Annotated in this window: 15 protein-coding genes; 5 read left to right on the top strand and 10 right to left on the bottom strand. The window is 36.3% G+C overall.

All coding sequences use genetic code 11. From position 1 onward, the window contains the following. Positions 1-28: 28 nt before the first annotated feature. Positions 29-976: a hypothetical protein gene (locus CQ046_RS07225; protein ID WP_105701606.1), complete on the top strand. Its 948-nt coding sequence runs from the start codon at positions 29-31 to the stop codon at positions 974-976. A gap of 88 nt (positions 977-1,064) precedes the next feature. Here CQ046_RS07225 and CQ046_RS07220 read toward each other — a convergent pair whose 3' ends face one another. The 7 genes from CQ046_RS07220 to secD form a co-directional block, all read right to left on the bottom strand. Further along, on the bottom strand, positions 1,065-1,868 hold the full coding sequence (locus tag CQ046_RS07220; RefSeq protein WP_105701605.1) for an arylamine N-acetyltransferase family protein: 804 nt from the start codon (positions 1,866-1,868) through the stop codon (positions 1,065-1,067). 137 nt (positions 1,869-2,005) lie between these two features. Next, positions 2,006-3,226: a TCR/Tet family MFS transporter gene (locus CQ046_RS07215; RefSeq protein ID WP_105701604.1), complete on the bottom strand. Its 1,221-nt coding sequence runs from the start codon at positions 3,224-3,226 to the stop codon at positions 2,006-2,008. A 164-nt stretch (positions 3,227-3,390) separates the two neighbouring features. Then, positions 3,391-4,656 (bottom strand): hypothetical protein, encoded by a 1,266-nt coding sequence (locus tag CQ046_RS07210; protein WP_123906584.1) that lies wholly within the window; start codon positions 4,654-4,656, stop codon positions 3,391-3,393. Between the two features lie 85 nt (positions 4,657-4,741). Next, positions 4,742-5,314, bottom strand: coding sequence for a hypothetical protein (locus CQ046_RS07205; RefSeq protein ID WP_105701602.1), 573 nt, complete (start codon positions 5,312-5,314; stop codon positions 4,742-4,744). A gap of 466 nt (positions 5,315-5,780) precedes the next feature. After that, on the bottom strand, positions 5,781-6,743 hold the full coding sequence (locus CQ046_RS07200) for a hypothetical protein (protein ID WP_123906583.1): 963 nt from the start codon (positions 6,741-6,743) through the stop codon (positions 5,781-5,783). Positions 6,744-6,829: 86 nt separating this feature from the next. Beyond that, entirely contained in the window at positions 6,830-7,402 is a 573-nt protein-coding gene (locus tag CQ046_RS07195) for a hypothetical protein (protein ID WP_105701600.1), read from the bottom strand. A 295-nt stretch (positions 7,403-7,697) separates the two neighbouring features. Beyond that, positions 7,698-10,607 (bottom strand): protein translocase subunit SecD, encoded by a 2,910-nt coding sequence (gene secD / locus CQ046_RS07190; RefSeq protein ID WP_105701599.1) that lies wholly within the window; start codon positions 10,605-10,607, stop codon positions 7,698-7,700. Between the two features lie 217 nt (positions 10,608-10,824). Here secD and CQ046_RS07185 point away from each other — a divergent pair, with 217 nt between their 5' ends. Continuing rightward, positions 10,825-12,192, top strand: a complete 1,368-nt coding sequence (locus tag CQ046_RS07185) for a PQQ-dependent sugar dehydrogenase (protein WP_105701598.1) — start codon at positions 10,825-10,827, stop codon at positions 12,190-12,192. A 360-nt stretch (positions 12,193-12,552) separates the two neighbouring features. Here CQ046_RS07185 and hemN read toward each other — a convergent pair whose 3' ends face one another. From hemN to CQ046_RS07170, 3 genes are all read right to left on the bottom strand, one after another. Further along, complete coding sequence (gene hemN, locus CQ046_RS07180; RefSeq protein ID WP_105701597.1) at positions 12,553-13,911, bottom strand: oxygen-independent coproporphyrinogen III oxidase; 1,359 nt, start codon at positions 13,909-13,911, stop codon at positions 12,553-12,555. A gap of 177 nt (positions 13,912-14,088) precedes the next feature. Next, a complete protein-coding gene (locus CQ046_RS07175; RefSeq protein ID WP_105701596.1) occupies positions 14,089-15,102 on the bottom strand; it encodes a WD40/YVTN/BNR-like repeat-containing protein in 1,014 nt (337 codons plus the stop codon). Positions 15,103-15,150: 48 nt separating this feature from the next. Then, positions 15,151-16,668, bottom strand: a complete 1,518-nt coding sequence (locus tag CQ046_RS07170; RefSeq protein ID WP_105701595.1) for an amino acid permease — start codon at positions 16,666-16,668, stop codon at positions 15,151-15,153. A gap of 163 nt (positions 16,669-16,831) precedes the next feature. Here CQ046_RS07170 and pnuC point away from each other — a divergent pair, with 163 nt between their 5' ends. From pnuC to dapF, 3 genes are all read left to right on the top strand, one after another. Further along, positions 16,832-17,503, top strand: coding sequence for a nicotinamide riboside transporter PnuC (gene pnuC, locus CQ046_RS07165; protein WP_105701594.1), 672 nt, complete (start codon positions 16,832-16,834; stop codon positions 17,501-17,503). A 4-nt stretch (positions 17,504-17,507) separates the two neighbouring features. Beyond that, positions 17,508-18,200 carry a hypothetical protein gene (locus CQ046_RS07160; protein ID WP_105701593.1) on the top strand — a complete coding sequence of 231 codons (693 nt, stop codon included), beginning with the start codon at positions 17,508-17,510 and terminating at the stop codon, positions 18,198-18,200. A gap of 89 nt (positions 18,201-18,289) precedes the next feature. Continuing rightward, positions 18,290-19,057, top strand: coding sequence for a diaminopimelate epimerase (dapF, locus tag CQ046_RS07155; RefSeq protein ID WP_105701592.1), 768 nt, complete (start codon positions 18,290-18,292; stop codon positions 19,055-19,057). Positions 19,058-19,073: the final 16 nt, after the last annotated feature.

The raw sequence follows: 19,073 nt of genomic DNA, 5'->3' as shown, positions 1-19,073 counted from the left end.
ATAACACACAATCCAATAAATATTTAATATGAAAAAATTAGTGACTACTTTTAAAGTTTTCGCTGTATTATCGGTATTGGCACTTCAAAGCTGCCGTAACGAGGGCAACGAAATAAACCAACAGGAAACTGTTCAGGCCAAGGTAACCGCAGATGATCTGAAAAAAGAAATTACTCCTCTACCCTCACAGGCTATTCCTGACGCTGTTCAACTTCAACTGAATGAATCTCAAAAAAATCTTGAAACGTATCTGAAAAATGATTTACAGATTGCAGAAGTAGCTATTTTGGGGAAAATTACAACCCCAAAAAGCATTGAGCTTTCCAAAAGCCTGATTACCGATAAAGACCAATTCATGGCATCCGGAAACATCATGGATCCTTCATCCGTAAAAATTGGAAAGATTGGTGATCTGTATAGCGGTGATGATCTGACTACAGCACAGCAGGGATTAAAAGAAGCCATCACTGAAGAAGTGAAATCCGGAACCAATGTGATGGAAGTAACCTGGAACAGCAAAAACGGAAAATTTACCACTTTATGCTTTTACAGCGATTCAGGAATTATCTGGGATAATATCTTCGGAGGTCTTATTATGATGGATACCCGTGGAAATTCGGAGGCTTCTAACAATCAGGCAGCAAAAGTGGTTTCTACATGGTATAAACAATGGTGGACAGCCAACTGGCTATGGGGTTCTAAGAGAGGTGAAACCGGATACCAGATAACGATTTATTATTCCGGTTCTACGGTTTCTAACGCCGATGTGAGTGACTGGGGGTATATCAGTTTAGGAAAAGCAAAAAGCGAGAGCAAGATTACAAAGAGTTCAGGTGCTTACGGGCAATGCCGTTATGCATTAGGACTTTGTACTCCTACAGGTTCTTTAAGTTTTAACTCCAGTAATTTCTCTGTATCATTCTCAGGATTGGGCAGCAATGTTGTAAGTAATGGGACAAAATCACTTTATCCATAATTATTTTCATAAAAATCTGATTTTAAGAGAAACGGGAAGCTCGCTGAGCTTCCCGTTTTTTATTGTCAAAGATTATATTTCTGAATTTCTACCAAGCCTCAACTTTCGATTTCAGGACTTCTATTGCATTTTCTTTTAACCCAAAAGTATTAACCAGTATTTCATGCAATTGTATTTCATTTTCTATAGAGATGGATTCTTTTGCTCCATTATCAGAACGAATATTCATAACATGATCCATATAGGTATAGCGGGCATTCTCATCTACTTTTGAAAGAATCAGCCTGTTCTTAAAATGAGAATCAGGATGAGTAGATAAATACCAGTTGGAAATATCAAGATCAATAGGTTCTACATGCTCAGGTATAAAGCGGTATACCGGAAGCCACTGCTCCTTCCACATCCAGAGGGTATAGGTTTCTTCTTTGTGGGAAACTTTAAATATTCCGTTGGGGGTTTGCTGCTGATCTTTTTCATTTAAAATAATGGGTGTAGTAAGTGTAGCTGTTCCAAAACCGCAGTCTGTCACATATTTTTCCCCTTCAAAATCAACAATAAGCAAGAGATGAGTCTGTGCAGCAACGCTGTCCTCCTGTCTACCCCATACGACTCTTCCCAGCTGAAGCTTTACATTGAATCCTAATGTTTTTAAAACTTCACTCAAAAGCAGATTTTGTTCGTAGCAATATCCACCTCTGGATTCTGTAACTAATTTGTTGAAAATATCAGCTAACTTTAAAGAAGGAACTGTTCCTGTATAAGGGTCAATATTTTCAAAAGGAATATATTTTGGATGAAGCTGATGTATTTTTTTCAAAGTCTCCATGCTCAATTCCGGAACTCCGGAGAAATGAATCCGTTCGAAATACTTTTCCAGGTCTGATGTATTCATAATTTGTTTTTTATTTTCAAAAGTGAGTAAAAACTACTTCTGTAAAATTACCGAATAGATCGAACCCGGAACAGCATATATGTTCGGAATAGAACAAATCTATTGTTTTCCGAGGTTTTTTTTCAATGTTAAATCAATTAAATTTTTCCTTTTTTCTGAAAAGCAGAATACGTAATCACAACACTGATTGCCATTAAAATAAATGCTAAAAAGAAAGGTGCTCCGGAAAATTTGAAAGGCGCTTCGTCATGCGTGAAATAGTAGAACAGGTTCGTCATCATCGGGGGTCCGATAATGGATGTCGCACTCATTAAACTTGTCAATGCTCCCTGAAGTTCCCCCTGTTCGTTGGAAGGAACGCTTTTCGTAATAACAGACTGCAAAGCCGGACCACAAATTCCTCCTAAACAATAGGGCACCAAAAAGACGAACATCATCCATCCTTCAGAAGCAAAAGCAAATAGCAGCATTCCTACAGCATAGAAAGCCAATCCGTAATAAATACTTTTTTGTTCTCCCAATCTCGGAGTGGTATATCTTATAAGACCTCCTTGTACAAGGCCTACTAATAAACCAACGACTCCCAATGAGATTCCTACCATTCTTTCCGTCCAGTTGAATTTATACATCGTAAAGAAGCTCCAGTTACTCTGCACAGCATGGCCTGCAATATAAATTAATATCAATGAAGCTATCAGTCCGGAGATTTCAGGGTGTTTACCTAAAAATTTAAATGAACCAATAGGATTGGCACGTTTCCAGTCGAATTCTCTTCTTTTATCTTTATCTAAACTTTCAGGAAGAATAAAATATCCATACAAGAAATTAAGCAAACATAAACCTGCCGCTGCATAGAAAGGAACTCTGGCACCATAATGCCCAAGAACTCCACCCAGAACCGGGCCTATAATAAATCCAAGACCAAAGGCAGCACCTATCAGTCCAAAGTTTTTAGCTCGGTCTTCATCCGTGGAAATATCTGCAATATAGGCACTGGCGGTGGTGACACTTGCACCGGTAATTCCTGCAATAACTCTTCCCAAAAACAGCCACCAGATTGTGGGAGCTAATGCAAGGAAAATATAGTCTACAGCAAATCCAAAGAGAGATATTAGAATAATGGGTCTTCGTCCATATTTATCACTCAGGTTTCCAACAAGTGGAGAGAAAATAAATTGTGTAAATGCATAGGCAAATCCCAGCCATCCACCATATTTTGCAGCTTCGCTGATATCTGCATGAATAAGTTCCTCAATCAATTTAGGAACCACAGGAATGATGATTCCCCATCCTGTAATGTCTATCAGTAAAGTAATAAATATAAAGCCTATAGCTGCTTTTTTCTTTGAATTTTCCATGATGGTGCAAAATTAATCAAATCTGGAAAATAATGATTCTAAATTGTAGTGTATTAAAGAAGTATAATATGAAATAATATACTAAGACTCCCAGCAGCACAAAAAAAACCTGCTTCATACTCATTGTTGAAACAGGGTTTATTATTAATTCGAAATCCGTTGTATTAATTGCTATTGAGTTTCGTATAGAGCACCCTGTTCGTTATGATACACTTGATCAGACAGCTTTGCTTTAAGGTTACTTTAACCACATTACTGTATTGATAAGCAGTCGCATTGCCATTCAATACAGAACGCACTCCTCTACGGTAATAGGTGGTCTGTGTAATTGGCGGAGCATCGTAGGTGGCAGATGTAGCATTGGTAATATTTGTGAATGTTATATTATCCGGTGAACTTTGCCACTGATATTCCGCAGAACCGCTTACCTGAGCCGTTGCAGTCTGACTAAACACTGCAGGATCATTACTGATATCCATACATACCGTCTGATCTGCTGCAATGGTTCCGGGAACATTTACAGAATTAACAAAAAGCCGTCCCACAGTAGAAATGGCCTGGAATGAACAGGTATGGAAACTGGAATTAGCCACCACTCTGTATTGGTTATTATTAAATCCTACAGGAACATTACTAATGGTGAGGGTGGATGAAGTAACATTACTATAATTGGTACCATTCGTGAGATTGGTCCATGTGCTGCCGTTAAGAACCTGCCATTGGTACGTAATATTATCCGGCGTTTCATCTGTAGTGGTGTTGTTAATCACAGCTGTCATTGTTGTAGATCCACCGGCAGCCACAGTTTTATCAGTAGGCTGAGACAGATAAGTCATTGGAGCAAGATAATATTCTGAAAGGATATTATATACCCTCATCTGGCTGAATGAGAATCCAATACCGATAGCTTCTCCAAAAGCAAGCTGTACTTCATCCCAGGCGGCAGTAGGAATCACTTTAATGATCCTGCGCTCCTGGTTGTCTCCAAAATCAAAGAAAAAATGACCATTAATGCCTGTACGGTAAACTTCCTGACCATTGTTATAGAAAACAAAATTTCCACCGTTAAAACTGGGATTAAAATTAAAACCATCTGAAGCAAAGTCAATATAGACGGGTTTATTAGCCTGAAAATCTGCCCCGGTGGTTCCTACTCCTATGTACATACTGCAAAAAAGTCCAGCACCAGTTCCCGGTTTCAAAGAAGCAAATGAGTTTACATCCGTATCCGTCATATTATTAGGATTAGCTGCTTCTTTTCCTAATCTGAAACAAAGAAAACCACCATCACTTGAACTTGAAGTATTGGTATCCAGCAGTCTTCCGCATCCGCCGTTGGGCAGAGCTACCATTTCCTGAGCTGTTATTTTATTTGACATAAAAAGACACAATGCTATAAGCAAATAGCTTACTATTGAATTTGTTTTCATCATCAATAATTTTTTAAAGTTAGTTATCACGGAAGGATATTCATTCCGGGTAAGAATGAACATAATGACGGTATGTCACTTAAAATTATTTGATTACAAATACAATATTCACGAAAGAACATGCAGTAGCTGTTCCAATCACATCATAGCGCAGTATTCCATTGGCATCAATACTTACATTGCTTAAAACTGTATTATCAAAATCAGTTACATAATAATACAGATCTGTTGCATTGGCAAAGAACGGGATTGCACCCGGAGCTCCTGTACTCGAGACCTTCGGGGTAGAAAACTGAGCCTTATAAAGCTGAAACAAATCTTTTGTTCTTGCGGTACCTGTAGTAGAAGTATCAATACTAATGGAAGGCATATAGAAAAATTTAACAATGTTTCCACTGATTGGCACCCAGTTCGGACTGGCAGATGTTCCAATGTTTTGGGCTAATGCCTGTCTTTTAAGATCATAAACCAGCAAACCATTAGCCGGGGTTGGAATTGTTGACAAATCTAAAATTCTTGGGATGAGTACACCCTTATTGGTGTTCGTAACATCTAACGCGGAACTTTTATCGGGATTAGGAGTTCCGATCCCTACCTGAGAGTAAAGGAAACTGTAAGCACCTAATGCCACAGCAATGAATAATTTTTCGGCTTTCATTTTTGTTTTGTTTTATGTAAATATAAAATAATTTACTACATAAAACTCTTATTTATTAATATTTTTTAAACAAAACAAAATTATTTTCAATAACTCGCAAAAATCCTTTATTATTCAATAATTACACACAAATAAATCACTCTCCAAAAGTAGACTTATTATACATAACTCTACTTTATAATGATTTCAAAAAAAGCATAATTAATAAAAATATACAAGAATATTTATTATTAAATATGATAATAAATAATTACCCATAAAAAATATATAACATAACAAGAAATTAAATATAAATCTATTCATTCAATCCAAAAAATATACAAATAACATGTAGACAGATCCAAAATCCAACTTTTAAAATATAAATTCATCAAAATAATAATCTCTTAAGGTATGATAGAAATAAAATACAAAACCTGCTTCAAAATATATGAAACAGGCTTATTATTAATTAGAAACTATTTTGCTAATTGTTTTTCGGCTTTGTATAAATCATTTTATTAGTAATGATACCTTTAATCAGGTTCACATACAGATTTCCTACATTGGATATTGCCTGAAAAGTGCATGTATAAAAGCTGGAATTTGCTACAACCCGATATTGATTATTATTGAATTCTGCAGGAACACTATTAATCATAAGAGTAGATGAAGTAACATTGCTGTAATTGGCATCATTAACGAGATTAGTCCATGTACTGCCGTTAAGAACCTGCCATTGGTAGGTAATATTTTCAGGAGTTTCATCTGTAGGAGTATTATTGATCATAGCAGTCATTGATGCAGATCCGCCGACAGCTACTATTTGATCTGATGGCTGGGACAGATAGGTCATTGGAACAAGATAATATTCAGAAAGGATATTATACACCCTTATTTGACTGAATACAAGGCCAGCACCTAAAACATCATTAAAAACCAGTCTTACTTCATCCCATGCTGCCGGAGGAGTCACTTTAATAATCCTTCGTCCTTGATTATCTCCAAGGTCCACCAGAAGATGTTCATTAATCCCTGTACGATAGACTTCCTGCCCATTATTGTAAAAGACAAAATTTCCTGCATTAAAGCTGACATACAAATTAAAGCCATCCGAAGCGAAGTCAATATAAACAGGTTTATCAGCCTGAAAATCGGTTCCGGAAGTTCCTACTCCTAAAGACATACTACAAAACACTCCAACACCTGTTCCGGGCTTAAGAGAAGCATAGGAATTCACATCCGTATCCGTCATATTATTAGGATTAACAGCCTCTTTGCCCAGCCTGACACAAAGAAGACCTCCATCACCTGAACTTGAAGTATTGGTGTCCAATAATCTTCCACACCCACCACCGGGTAAGGATACCATCTCCTGAGATATCAACTGGTCTGATACAGCAAAGCATATCACCGTAAAGACACATCGTACTATTGAATTTATTTTCATTATCAATAATTTTAAAAGTTAATTGTATACAAGAGAACACTCATCCCTGGGTAAGGATGATTACAATGACAGAATCTCATTTAAAACTATTTGATTACAAATACAATATTAACAAAAGAGCATGCAGTGGCCGAACCAATCACATCGTAACTCAGTATTCCGCTGGCATCAATACTTACATTACTTAGAACTGTATTATCAAAATCAGTTACATAATAATATAGATCTGATGCATTGGCAAAGAACGGAATTGCTGCCGGTGATCCCGGACTGGAAACTTTTGGGGTAGAAAACTGGGCTTTATAAAGCTGGAATAAATCTTTTGTTCTTCCTGTACCTAAAGTAGACGTGTCAATATTAATAGATGGCATATAGAAAAACTTAACAATATTACCACTGATTGGAACCCAGTTGGGACTTGCTGGTGTTCCGACATTCTGAGTTAAAGCCTGCCTTTTGAGATCATATACCAGTAATCCGTTAGCAGGAGCAGCAATTGTTGACAGATCTAAAATTCTGGGGATCAATACTCCTTTATTAGTGTTGGTGACATCTAACGCAGAACTTATATCAGGGTTTGGTATTCCTATTCCGATCTGCGAAAAGAGAGAACCACATGCACATAATGCTACAGCAATGAATAATTTTTCGATTTTCATCTTTGTTTTGTTTGGTGTAAATATAAAATAATTTACAACATAAATTATTATTTACAAACAAAAATAAAATACATAAATTACTTACTACCAATGCTTTATAAATAAAAAATCAACCAAATATATTGGAGTTATTAAACATAATTCTGCCGTCCGATGATTTTTAAAATTAACTTTAATCAAAAGCAGAGTTATACAAAAACATATGAATTAATCAAAATAAGCAAAAGCTGATGAGGCGATAAAAAAAAAGACCGTTTCTTTCGAAACGGTCTTTATTAATTTATTGTAGTTTGTATTACTTTGAAGCAAGTTCTTCTTTAGCAGAAGTGGATTTCCCATGCACTTCATCTTCTTTCCCTGTTTTAAGGAAGTCATAAGCAATTGCAGACGCCACAAAGATGGATGAATAAGTACCAAATCCAATACCAATTAACATCGCAAACATGAATCCTCTCAAGTTATCACCACCGAAGATGAAAATCGCAAGGATCACCAAAATCGTAGTGAATGAGGTATTGAATGTTCTACCCAACGTACTTGAAATAGAGTCATCAAACAGGCCTGCTAATGTTAAAGATTTTTTCTCTCTCAGGTATTCTCTAATTCTGTCGAAGATAATTACCGTATCGTTAATTGAATAACCTAATACAGTAAGGATTGCAGCAATGAAATCCTGGTTGATCTCCATATTGAACGGCATATACTTGTGAAGCAATGAATATGCTCCTAAGATAATTACCGCATCGTGGAATAGAGCAGCAACCGCTCCAAGAGAGAACTGCCATTTTCTAAATCTTATCAAGATATAGACAAAGATCATTGCTAATGCAGCTAATACCGCATAGATCCCGTGAGTCTGGATATCGTCAGCAACAGAAGGTCCTACTTTCTCAGAAGAAATGATTCCTGCGTGGTCTTTATCAGCAGATTTGAAATCTTTCAATGTTGTTCCTGCCGGTAAGTTTGATTTTAAACCTTCGAATAATTTTTGTTCAATAATCTGGTCAGCTTTCAAAGATTCATCCTCAATAAGGTAATCTGTAGAAATTTTTAACTGCTTGTTGTTTCCGAAAGTTTTAGCTTCTACAGAAGAGTTTTTACCATCTTCTGTTTTGAATAAAGCCACTAATTTATCTTCTACATCTTCAGCTTTTACATCTTTATCAAATCTTACTACATAGTTTCTACCACCGGTAAAGTCAATACCGTATTTGAAACCGTGAGTAGCGATTGAAATGATACACACTACTGTAAGAACAGCAGAAACGATGTATGCATATTTTCTCTTTCCAATAAAATCGATCCAAGTATTTCTGAATAGGTTCTTCGTAGCAGGAGTCCAAACAGAAAGACCTTTTCCTTTATTTAATCTTGAGAAGATCATTACTCTGGAAAGCAATACAGAGGTAAATAATGTCATTAAAATACCGATCATCAACGTCAATGCAAAACCTTTAATAGGTCCTGTTCCGAAGAAGAACAATACAACTGCCGTTAAGAAAGTCGTAGTGTGACCGTCAATAATCGCATTCAATGCATGTTTGAAACCATCTTTGTAAGCTTCAAGAATACTTTTCCCTGCGAATAATTCTTCTTTTGTTCTTTCATAAATGATAACGTTCGTATCCACCGCTACTGCCATGGTAAGAACGATACCCGCGATACCTGGAAGCGTAAGCGTAAAGTCTCCCGAATCCATGATACCAAAAATATAGAATAAGTTGATCACCATTGCAATTACTGCATATACACCAGCTCCACCATAGTAGAAAATGATATAAACAATGATAATAGCAAATGCAATAATGAACGACATTAATCCTGAATCAATAGCCTCCTGTCCTAAAGATGGACCTACAACAGTAGCCTGAACTACTTTTGCACCTGCAGGCAATTTACCAGCACCTAACACGTCTACCAATTCTTTAGCTTCTTCCTGAGAGAAGTTACCAGAGATTTGAGTTCTACCGTTAGGGATAGCATTTACAACGTTTGGAGCTGTGTAAACTCTGTTATCAAGAGTTACTGCAACTGGTTTTCCAACGTTTTTCTCCGTTAAGGTTTTCCATTCTTTAGCTCCCTTAGAGTCCATCTGCATGTCTACCACTACTCTGCTTAGTTCATCGTAGCTGATATTTGCAGTTTCCACAGCACCGTCTACCGGGGCTTTTTGGTTGATGTTACCTCTAATAGCGTACAATACTAAGCTTTCAGCATCTGTAGCTTCAGGCTTGTACCCCCACATGAACTGTGTATATTTAATGTTTGACGGACGTAAAGACTGTCCTACTTTGCTGTTTAAGATTTTGTTTACAACTGCAGTATCAGATAATTTTACGTTGGCAACACCATTCGTTCTTAATTTGTCAAGCTGTAAAAGGTTCATGAAGTTCACATTCTTTGCCACTCCCATAGAATCTCCTTTCGCAGCAACCATAGTTGTCAAAGTCTGGAAATAAGGCGCAATTTCAGGAACCTGCTGTACTTCCCAGAACTGAAGTTTTGCGGAAGTCTGAAGCATTTTCTTCACTTTATCGATGTCCTTCATACCAGGCATTTCCACAGAAATTCTAGCAGTTCCAGGTACTCTCTGAACGTTTGGCTGGATGGCTCCAAGCTTGTCAATTCTCGTTCTGATCACCTCGAAAGCTGTTCCTACAGACGCATCAATTTTTCTTTTAACAATGCTTTTTACCTGCTCATCAGGTGTATTGTACTTCACCTCAGTAAGTGTTGTATTTCCGAAAATCTCCGGATCTGCCAACTTAAGGTTTGTTCCTTTGGCTTTGTTAACTACATCGAACTGGTCAAAGAAGTTGTCGATGTAAGGTCTTGTAGAATTCTTCTGTGCTTCATCAGTTTTGTTTAAAGCCTCAATAAGAACAGGATTGGTAGAATAATTGGTTAAATCATTCACAAGATCTCTTTGGTTAATTTCCAAAAGAACGTTGATCCCTCCTTTTAAGTCAAGACCAAGTTTCATTTCCTTGTCTTTGGCTTTAGTGTAATAAAGTTTTGTGAATCCTAAATTCAAAGTATCCTTAGAAAGTCTTGCGATTTCTTTTTGATACTTCTCCGGATTGTCTCCTGCAATAGCAGTCGCCTGCTTTTCAATTTTGCTGGCGTACCATGTTGGTAATAGCTCGTTTAAGCAAATCAACCCTAGTACAATAGCGACAATTGTAATAAGTCCTTTTCCTTGCATTTTGTTATAACTACGTTAAATTAAGTCGGCAAATATAATGATTTTCTTGTATTTTATGAATTTTTAACAACAGAAATGGTTTATTTTCAGATATATTGGTATTCTGATTTCTATTTAAGATTTAACAATTTTTTCATACTATCATAGTGAAGTCTTCAAAATATGATTGGTATAAAATTTTCATTCACTTTTCCAACACACTAACCCTCAAAATATTATGAAAAAACTACTTTTTAGCATCAGTATTTTTTCTTCCTTAATTGTTAATTCTCAAAGCATTAATTTGGAAGAATTTGTCACAGGACTTACGAGCCCTGTAGAGATTACGAATGCCAATGACAGCCGGCTTTTTGTGGTACAGCAGAACGGTATCATTAAAATCATTCAACCCAACGGGACAATTAACGCAACAAATTTTCTGAACATTAGTTCGAAAATTGTTTTTGGCGGTGAAAGAGGTCTTTTGGGACTTGCATTTCATCCACAATACTCTACTAATGGGTATTTTTTTGTGTATTATAACAATCCTGCAGGAAATATTATCGTTGCAAGGTACAGTGTAAGCTCAACAGATTCCAATGTGGCTGACCCTAATTCCGAAAAAATCCTGTTGAACATTCCAAAACCCTTCGATAATCATAACGGAGGAAGTATCCATTTCGCTCCTGACGGAAAACTCTGGATTATCACCGGAGACGGAGGAAGTGGTGGAGACCCCAATAATAATGCACAAAACAAAAATTCTTTGCTTGGAAAAATGCTGAGAATAGATGTTGATGCCACTGGCCCTTACAATATTCCCCCTGACAATCCTTTTGCAGGAGCTGGTGTAGATGGATTAGATGAAGTCTGGGCTTATGGCCTCAGAAATGGCTGGAAATTTTCTTTTGACCTGACCACGGGAAATGCTATGATTGCAGATGTAGGGCAAGGAGCCATCGAAGAAATCAATAAAATGCCTATTACTACAGCAGGATTAAACTATGGCTGGCGATGCTATGAAGGAAATAATGCTTACAATACCACGGGATGTGCTGCACAGGCCACTATGACATTTCCTATTGCAGTATATGATCATTCTGGAGGAAAATGTTCCATCACCGGTGGCTATGTATACCGGGGGACCCAATATCCGTCTCTTCAGGGGAAATATTTCTTCGCAGATTATTGCTCTACCCAAATCGGAATTCTGGATACCAACAATGCCATCACGTGGATGCCCCCCTCTTCCGGAAACAACTTTTCTACTTTTGGAGAAGATTATCAAAAAGGATTGTATGTAGCAGCAGTAAACAGTGGAAAAATATTTAAAATATCAACGGGAACTTTAAGCACTCAGGAAAATACTTTAACCAGTATTAAGGTATACCCTAATCCCGCTTCAAAAGAGATTTTCATTGATGGTGTGAAAGATAAGAAAGCAACACTGGAAATCATCAGTGTGGATGGGAAAAAAGTATTGGAAACAGATCAGATCATTAATGGCAAAGGAATCAATATTTCAGGAATTCCAGCCGGAGTTTATTTTATCAATCTAAAATCCGGAACTCTGAAATCTTACAGCCAGAAATTAATTATTAAATAGCAATCTATTATAAACGCAGCGAAACGCTAAGATTCTTAAATCCTATGAAAAGGATCGCGAAGGCTTTTAACTAAGCAAAAAATATCGCTAAACAAAGTGGCTTTGCGAACCTTGTGTTTAATTATGTTTAAATAAAGGAGTTATTTAAACTTATCAAAAAATTTGGATATTTCTTAAATCATTAAGATTCCAGTAAAGCATAGTTAAGATAAATCATTCTGATTTTTAAGCTTAAAGCGAAGCTCATCTTAATACTCTAAATACCTTAATGCAATCTTAATGGTTGAAAAAAGTGTAAACAAGTTCAAAATACGCCCATAGGTCAATAAAAAAGCGGTTCAGATCTGAACCGCTTTTATTTTATATTGTCATTGAGAAAATTCTCGTTTCCGGTTTATTTCTCATCATTCTCAGGTCAAAAACCATCGCTACGTTTCTTGTAAATGCTCTTCCTTCTTCTGTAATTTTAATTTCGGTTCCATTGATTTCAACCAAACCATCATTTTCCATTTCCTGCAGCATTTCCAATGCATTTTCAAGTTCTGGGAAAGAATTATTGATGTCAAAAGTTGTTTCAAGCTGGCACATTAAATTCAGAATATGTCTTCTCACAATAAGATCTTCTTCACTCAGTACGTGTCCTTTTACAACAGGAATTTCTCCCTGTTCTACCATTTTCTGGTATTCTTCAACGGTTTTTACATTCTGGGCAAAAGCATACCAGGAATCTGAAATAGCAGACATCCCAAGTCCTACCATCAGCTGAGTTTTGCTTGAAGTATAGCCCATGAAGTTTCTGTGAAGTCTTTTATGAATCAAAGACTGGTACAGATCATCATGCTCAAGAGAGAAATGATCCATCCCCACTTCAATATATCCTAAATCCTGAAGCAGTCTTTTACCATCTTCATACAAACGGCGTTTTTCTTCTCCGCTTGGAAGATCATTTTCATCAAAACCTCTCTGTCCAACACCTTTTACCCATGGAACGTGTGCGTAAGAATAGAATGCCAGCCTGTCTGGCTTCAGCTCCATTGTTTTTCTGATGGTGTGTTCCATTGCATCCCAATTCTGGTGTGGCAATCCGAAAACAAGATCATGACTGATTCCTCTGTAACCAATTTCCTTCGCCCATTCTGTAACGTTTTTTACATTTTCAAAAGGCTGGATTCTATTGATTGCTTTCTGAACTTTAGGATCATAATCCTGAACTCCAAAGCTTACTCTTCTGAAACCAAGGTCATATAAAGTCTGAAGATGTTCTTTCGTCGTATTGTTTGGATGTCCTTCAAAAGAGAATTCTGGGTGTTCCGCAATGTCTACTGATGAAAAAATTCCTTCCAACAATGTTCTTAAATTCTCAGGAGAGAAAAACGTAGGTGTTCCCCCTCCAAGGTGTAATTCTTTTAGTTTAGGTTTTTCGTTGAAAAGATCAAGATAAAGTTTCCATTCTTTTAAAACACTTTCCAGATAAGGTATTTCCACACTATGTTGTTTGGTAATACGCTTATGACATGCACAGAATGTACACAGCGCCTCACAGAAAGGCAAATGGATATAAATAGAAATTCCCTCCTCTGCATTGCTTTCATGAAAAGACCTGATTACGGTTTCCTTCCACTTTTCCGGTGAAAATGTAGATTCATCCCAATATGGAACGGTAGGATAAGAAGTGTAACGCGGTCCGGGAATATTATACTTATCTATTAAAGAGTTCATTTTGAAAATTAAATTTTATAAGGGTATGAAATTTAACATAATTAAAATTTCACCTTACAAAATTAACCATTAGTTATGAATTTTAACCTATGAATTATATTAGGTTCTATTTTATAATGAGTCTAAATACGTATGATCAGGCTTTTGATAAATAGTGATAAATTCTATATCTGATATTTAAAATTTTAATTTCATCATCGCTATTCTGTTATTTCCTGCAAGAACCACATTGTTACCATCAATCCATTGACAGACAAAAAAGCCTTTTTCATCGGAAATTTTCTTCCAGGTCTTCCCAAAATCTGAAGAATAACTGATGTGCTTATCCCCTATCGCTACAATTTCTTTTCCTTTGGATCCGGGTTTGATTTTCACACAGGTTGTATATCCTGCATTCTGCCCCGAGGCCTTGATCTGCCAGGTCTTTCCACCATCATTAGTGGTTGCAATATTGTTGACGTTAGCATCTTGTTTTGTATAATCACCTCCTGCAGCAATTCCAAAATTGTCATCAAAAAAATCAATAGAATACATTCCCTGAGAAGATTCCCCTTGTATAATAGGTGTATTGAACACTTCTATTTTTTCATCTTTCAGATTCATTCTTAAGATTCTTGAAGCTTTTCCTCCGGTTGCTATCCAGAGGTATTTTTTAGTGGATGAAATATTGGTATTACTGGCAGCAAATGCAGCCTCACCTTCGTTTAATAGTATATTGTTTTTAAACATGCTCCATGTACCATTTTTGTATACAGCCAGCTTTAGCAGATGATCTTTGTCGGAATCGCTAAAAGTATAGGCCAGCTTATCATTCACAAAATGTAAAGCATCGTAAAAAGCTGTTTTTGCAGTATCTCGAAAAACAACCTGTGATTTCAACTCTTTTTTATCAATTTTAAAAAAACGTGCTGGACTTTCAATATTAATAGCATAAAAAGAAGTCTTGTCTTGTGCTAATGTTCTGAACTGAAGCTTCTCTTCCGAAAGTTTGATCTGCTTTTGATTTTTATAGTCATTAAGATCAGCAAACCCAAATTTGGAATCCGTACCACTGTACCAAACTTTATGATCATACACCTCAATAGCCCTGATACTGATCTTATCATTCAAAATTGTTTCAATACTTTCCACCTGCTGGGAAAATACTGTAAGTCCTAAAGACAGAAATAAAATGGAGAAAATCTTTTTCATATATATATTTTAAGACAAAAAAAACCGCCGAAGCGGTTTATATTATTATTAATCTTGGTTTTGATATTTTTCAGGATTATTAAGTTTACTATTTGATTTTCCATAAAGGAAATATACTAAACCTCCTAAGAATAACCATACAGCAGAAAGCTCCAATGCATGAGCACTTAGGTTAAATATCAAATAAATATTGATGAATACTCCCAGTGCTACCACTATTTTATAAGCAGGAACTTTGAAAGGTCTGATTAAATTAGGTTCTTTTTTTCTCATTACCCAAACAGCAATACAAACCAGTGTAAATGCAAACAGGGTTCCGAAACTTGTCATATCAGCCAATGTTGAAATTGGGGTAAATGCAGCAATTAATGCAACTACAATTCCTAACAAAATAATTCCTTTGTAAGGTGTTTTTGTTTTTGGATGAAGATCACCGAAGAATTTAGGAATCAATCCGTCTTTTGCCATTCCGATGAAGATTCTAGACTGTCCCATCATCATTACCATTACTACAGAAATTAATCCTACAGTAGCAGCAATTGTTACTACATTACTAGCCCAGTGTTTTCCGGCAATTTCAAAAGCATATGCTACAGGAGCTTTAATAGCATCAGGATATTTACCTTCCGGGTTAAAGTCTGTATAATGCATCATCCCTGTTAATACAAGAGATACACAGATATATAAAGCAGTACAAACCAATAATGAAGCAATAATCGCGAAAGGCACATCTTTCTTAGGGTTAATAGCTTCTCCAGCCTGTGTAGAAACAGCATCAAAACCAATATAAGCAAAGAAAATAGCTGCTGCTCCGGAAATAATTCCTTTAATACCGTAGGCGGAGACCATATCTCCCTCAGAATTTTTAATCTGAACCTGATCCGGAATAAAAGGTTTCCAGTTTTTAACGCCGTCTACAGCATTATATAGATCAGTATTAGAGAAAATGATATATACTCCTGCGATAATTACAAAGATAACAGCAGACGTTTTCATCAAAACGATCAGGTTATTAGCTCCTGCTGCTTCTTTCGTTCCTTTTACCAATAATGCAGTAATCAAAAGAACAAGAATAAATGCAGGCAGGTTCATAGAAAAACCGTCTCCTGTATAACTTGCCGGATCTGATGTAAGATAAGCAGGCAAATGAATATTAAAAATTTTCAAAAATTTGTTAAAATATCCGGACCAACTTACGGAAACCGCCATACTCGCCATGGCATACTCGAGGATGAGACACCACCCCATGGCCCAAGCAAAAATTTCTCCTACCGTTCCATATGCATAAGCATAAGCGGAACCTTCTACAGGAATAATGGATGCGAACTCTGCATAGCACAATGCAGCAAAAACGCAGGCAATACCTGCTATAATAAAGGAAATTGCAAGTGCTGGTCCTGCATGATAATAGGCTCCTGTTCCGGTAAGAACAAAGATTCCACCACCAATGATAGCACCTACTCCAATTGCTGTTAAACTCCATTTTCCCAGGACTTTCTTCAGCTCACTTTTCTTCATATCTGCCTCATAGGCACTTAGTGGCTTCTTAACCCAAATTTTCGACATATAATTTTTATTTTAAGAATTTACGAAAGTATAAAAAATTTAGATACTTTCACTTTAATCGTTAAACTTTCATCATTTATTTTACATTAAAACTTTTAAAACCTAGACAACACATTATATAATCCATTTTAAAAAGTCCATATTTTTGCTTATTTTTGATTGCATGAATTTATATGATCTTTTTGTAAAGCCCTATGAAAGCTATGATTCTTTACAAATTACGTTGGAAGCATCAGGTGCAATTTTCGGAATACTGAGCGTATTTTTTTCCATAAAGAAAAATATATGGGTCTACCCTACCGGCATTATTTCAACGCTGATCTATGTATATCTTCTTTTCAATGCCGGGCTGCTGGGAGACTGTATGATTAACGTCTATTATACAGTAATGAGTATCTATGGATGGATTTTATGGGCTAAAAATTCTGAAGACAACATTCATGTGGATGTCACCTGGGCCGCTAAAAAGGAATGGATGTATGCCAGTATACTTTTTATATTAAGCCTTGCACTGGTTACTCTTATTTATTATTACAAACCTTATATTGATCATAAGTTCTCTATGGAAGGAACCCATTTAGGATTGTATCATCTGGACTGGGCAAACTGGATGGATGTTTTTACCACTTCAATATTTTTAGTAGGAATGTGGTTTATGGCCAAACAGCGCATTGAAAGCTGGATTTTTTGGATTATTGGAGATCTAATTTGCATCCCTATGATGATTTTTAAGGGACTTGGAATCACTTCGGTTCAATATTTGGTATTTACTATAATGGCTATCTTAGGATACGTCAATTGGAAAAAAAGTTTTAAAGAAAAAAAAGTACAATAAAGTCATGAAAAATTTATTTAAAATAGCAGTCAGTATTTTTGCTATTACCAGTTTAACATCTTGTTTAGCATATACCGATGGATACGGAAGCAATAGTGGAGGTTATGGCTATGGTGATCCCTATTACAACAACGGATATTACTATGCTCCTTCAGGATATTACGGAAGCGGAGGATATTATGGTAATGACGGCTATTATTACAGAAATAACGTTAATTACTACTATGATAGTGGTGTGCCTTATTATTATGATACTTACAACAACTCCAGAAGGAAAGTGTATGTAGAAAGAAGATCTTCCAGTTCTTCAAGACCTCAGAACGGATTCCAGAATACTCGTACTACTACGAATAATGGTTCATATAATGGTGGTGGTTTCAATAATAATGGAGGATTCAATAACAGAAACTCCAATAATAACAGTGGATTCAGAAACCAAAACAGTGGTTATCAGAACAACCAGGGGAACCAGAACAGTGGCGGATTCAGAAATCAAAGCAGCGGTTCTCAGAATACTCAGGGAAGCCAGGGTACCCAAAACAACGGCGGATTCAGAAACCAAAACAGCAGCGGCGGATTCAGGAATACTGAAAGCAGCCGATCAGAATCTTCCGGCGGCGGATTTAGAAACAGTTCAAGTGGCAGCCAAAGCACTAGTTCAAGCAGACAACAGAGCAGCGGAGGCGGCTTTAGATAAAACGATTATAAATAAGGAAACGAACAGCTAACACTGTTCGTTTTTTATTTAAAATATAGTAATTTTGCTTCTTCATTTAACAAAAAAATATGGAATTTTATAAATATCAGGGAACAGGGAATGATTTTGTAATGGTGGACAACCGTGATCTGCAATTTACTAAAGATAAAGACAGTATTGAAAAACTATGTGACAGACGTTTTGGGATAGGAGCCGATGGTTTGATTCTATTGGAAAACGATCCGAATTATGATTTTAAAATGGTCTACTACAATTCTGATGGTGGAGAAAGCACCATGTGTGGAAACGGAGGAAGATGCCTTGTAGCTTTTGCTTTTTTCCTTGACATTTTTGAAGATAAATGCAAATTCATTGCAACAGACGGAGAACATGAAGCAGAAATTCATAATGGGATCATAAAATTAAAAATGATCAATGTAGATACTGTTTCCCATGACGGAAATGACTTTGTTCTGAACACCGGATCTCCCCACTATGTAAAATATGTAGACAACCTGAAGGATTATCACGTATATGACGAAGGATATGCAATCAGAAATTCAGAAAAATATAAAGAAAAAGGAATCAATGTGAATTTTATAGAAAAAATTTCTGATGATGAGATTTTTGTAAGAACCTATGAACGAGGTGTTGAGGACGAAACTTACAGTTGTGGAACAGGAGTTACAGCTTCTGCTTTAACTTTTCTACAAAAACATAATCTAACCTCTGTAAAAGTTAAAACTTTAGGCGGAAACCTTAAAGTATATGCTGAAAAAAGCGGAGACGCATTCCAGAATATATGGCTGGAGGGTCCTGCAAAGCAAGTTTTTAGAGGCAAAACAGATCTTCTTTAAAAACAAAAAACTTTTA

Origin of the sequence: Chryseobacterium sp. MYb7, assembly GCF_002979455.1 — a bacterium.
Taxonomy (GTDB): Bacteria; Bacteroidota; Bacteroidia; order Flavobacteriales; family Weeksellaceae; genus Chryseobacterium.
The sequence above is the reverse complement of the archived record's forward strand: the minus strand, read 5'-3'. Positions and strand labels throughout refer to the sequence as shown.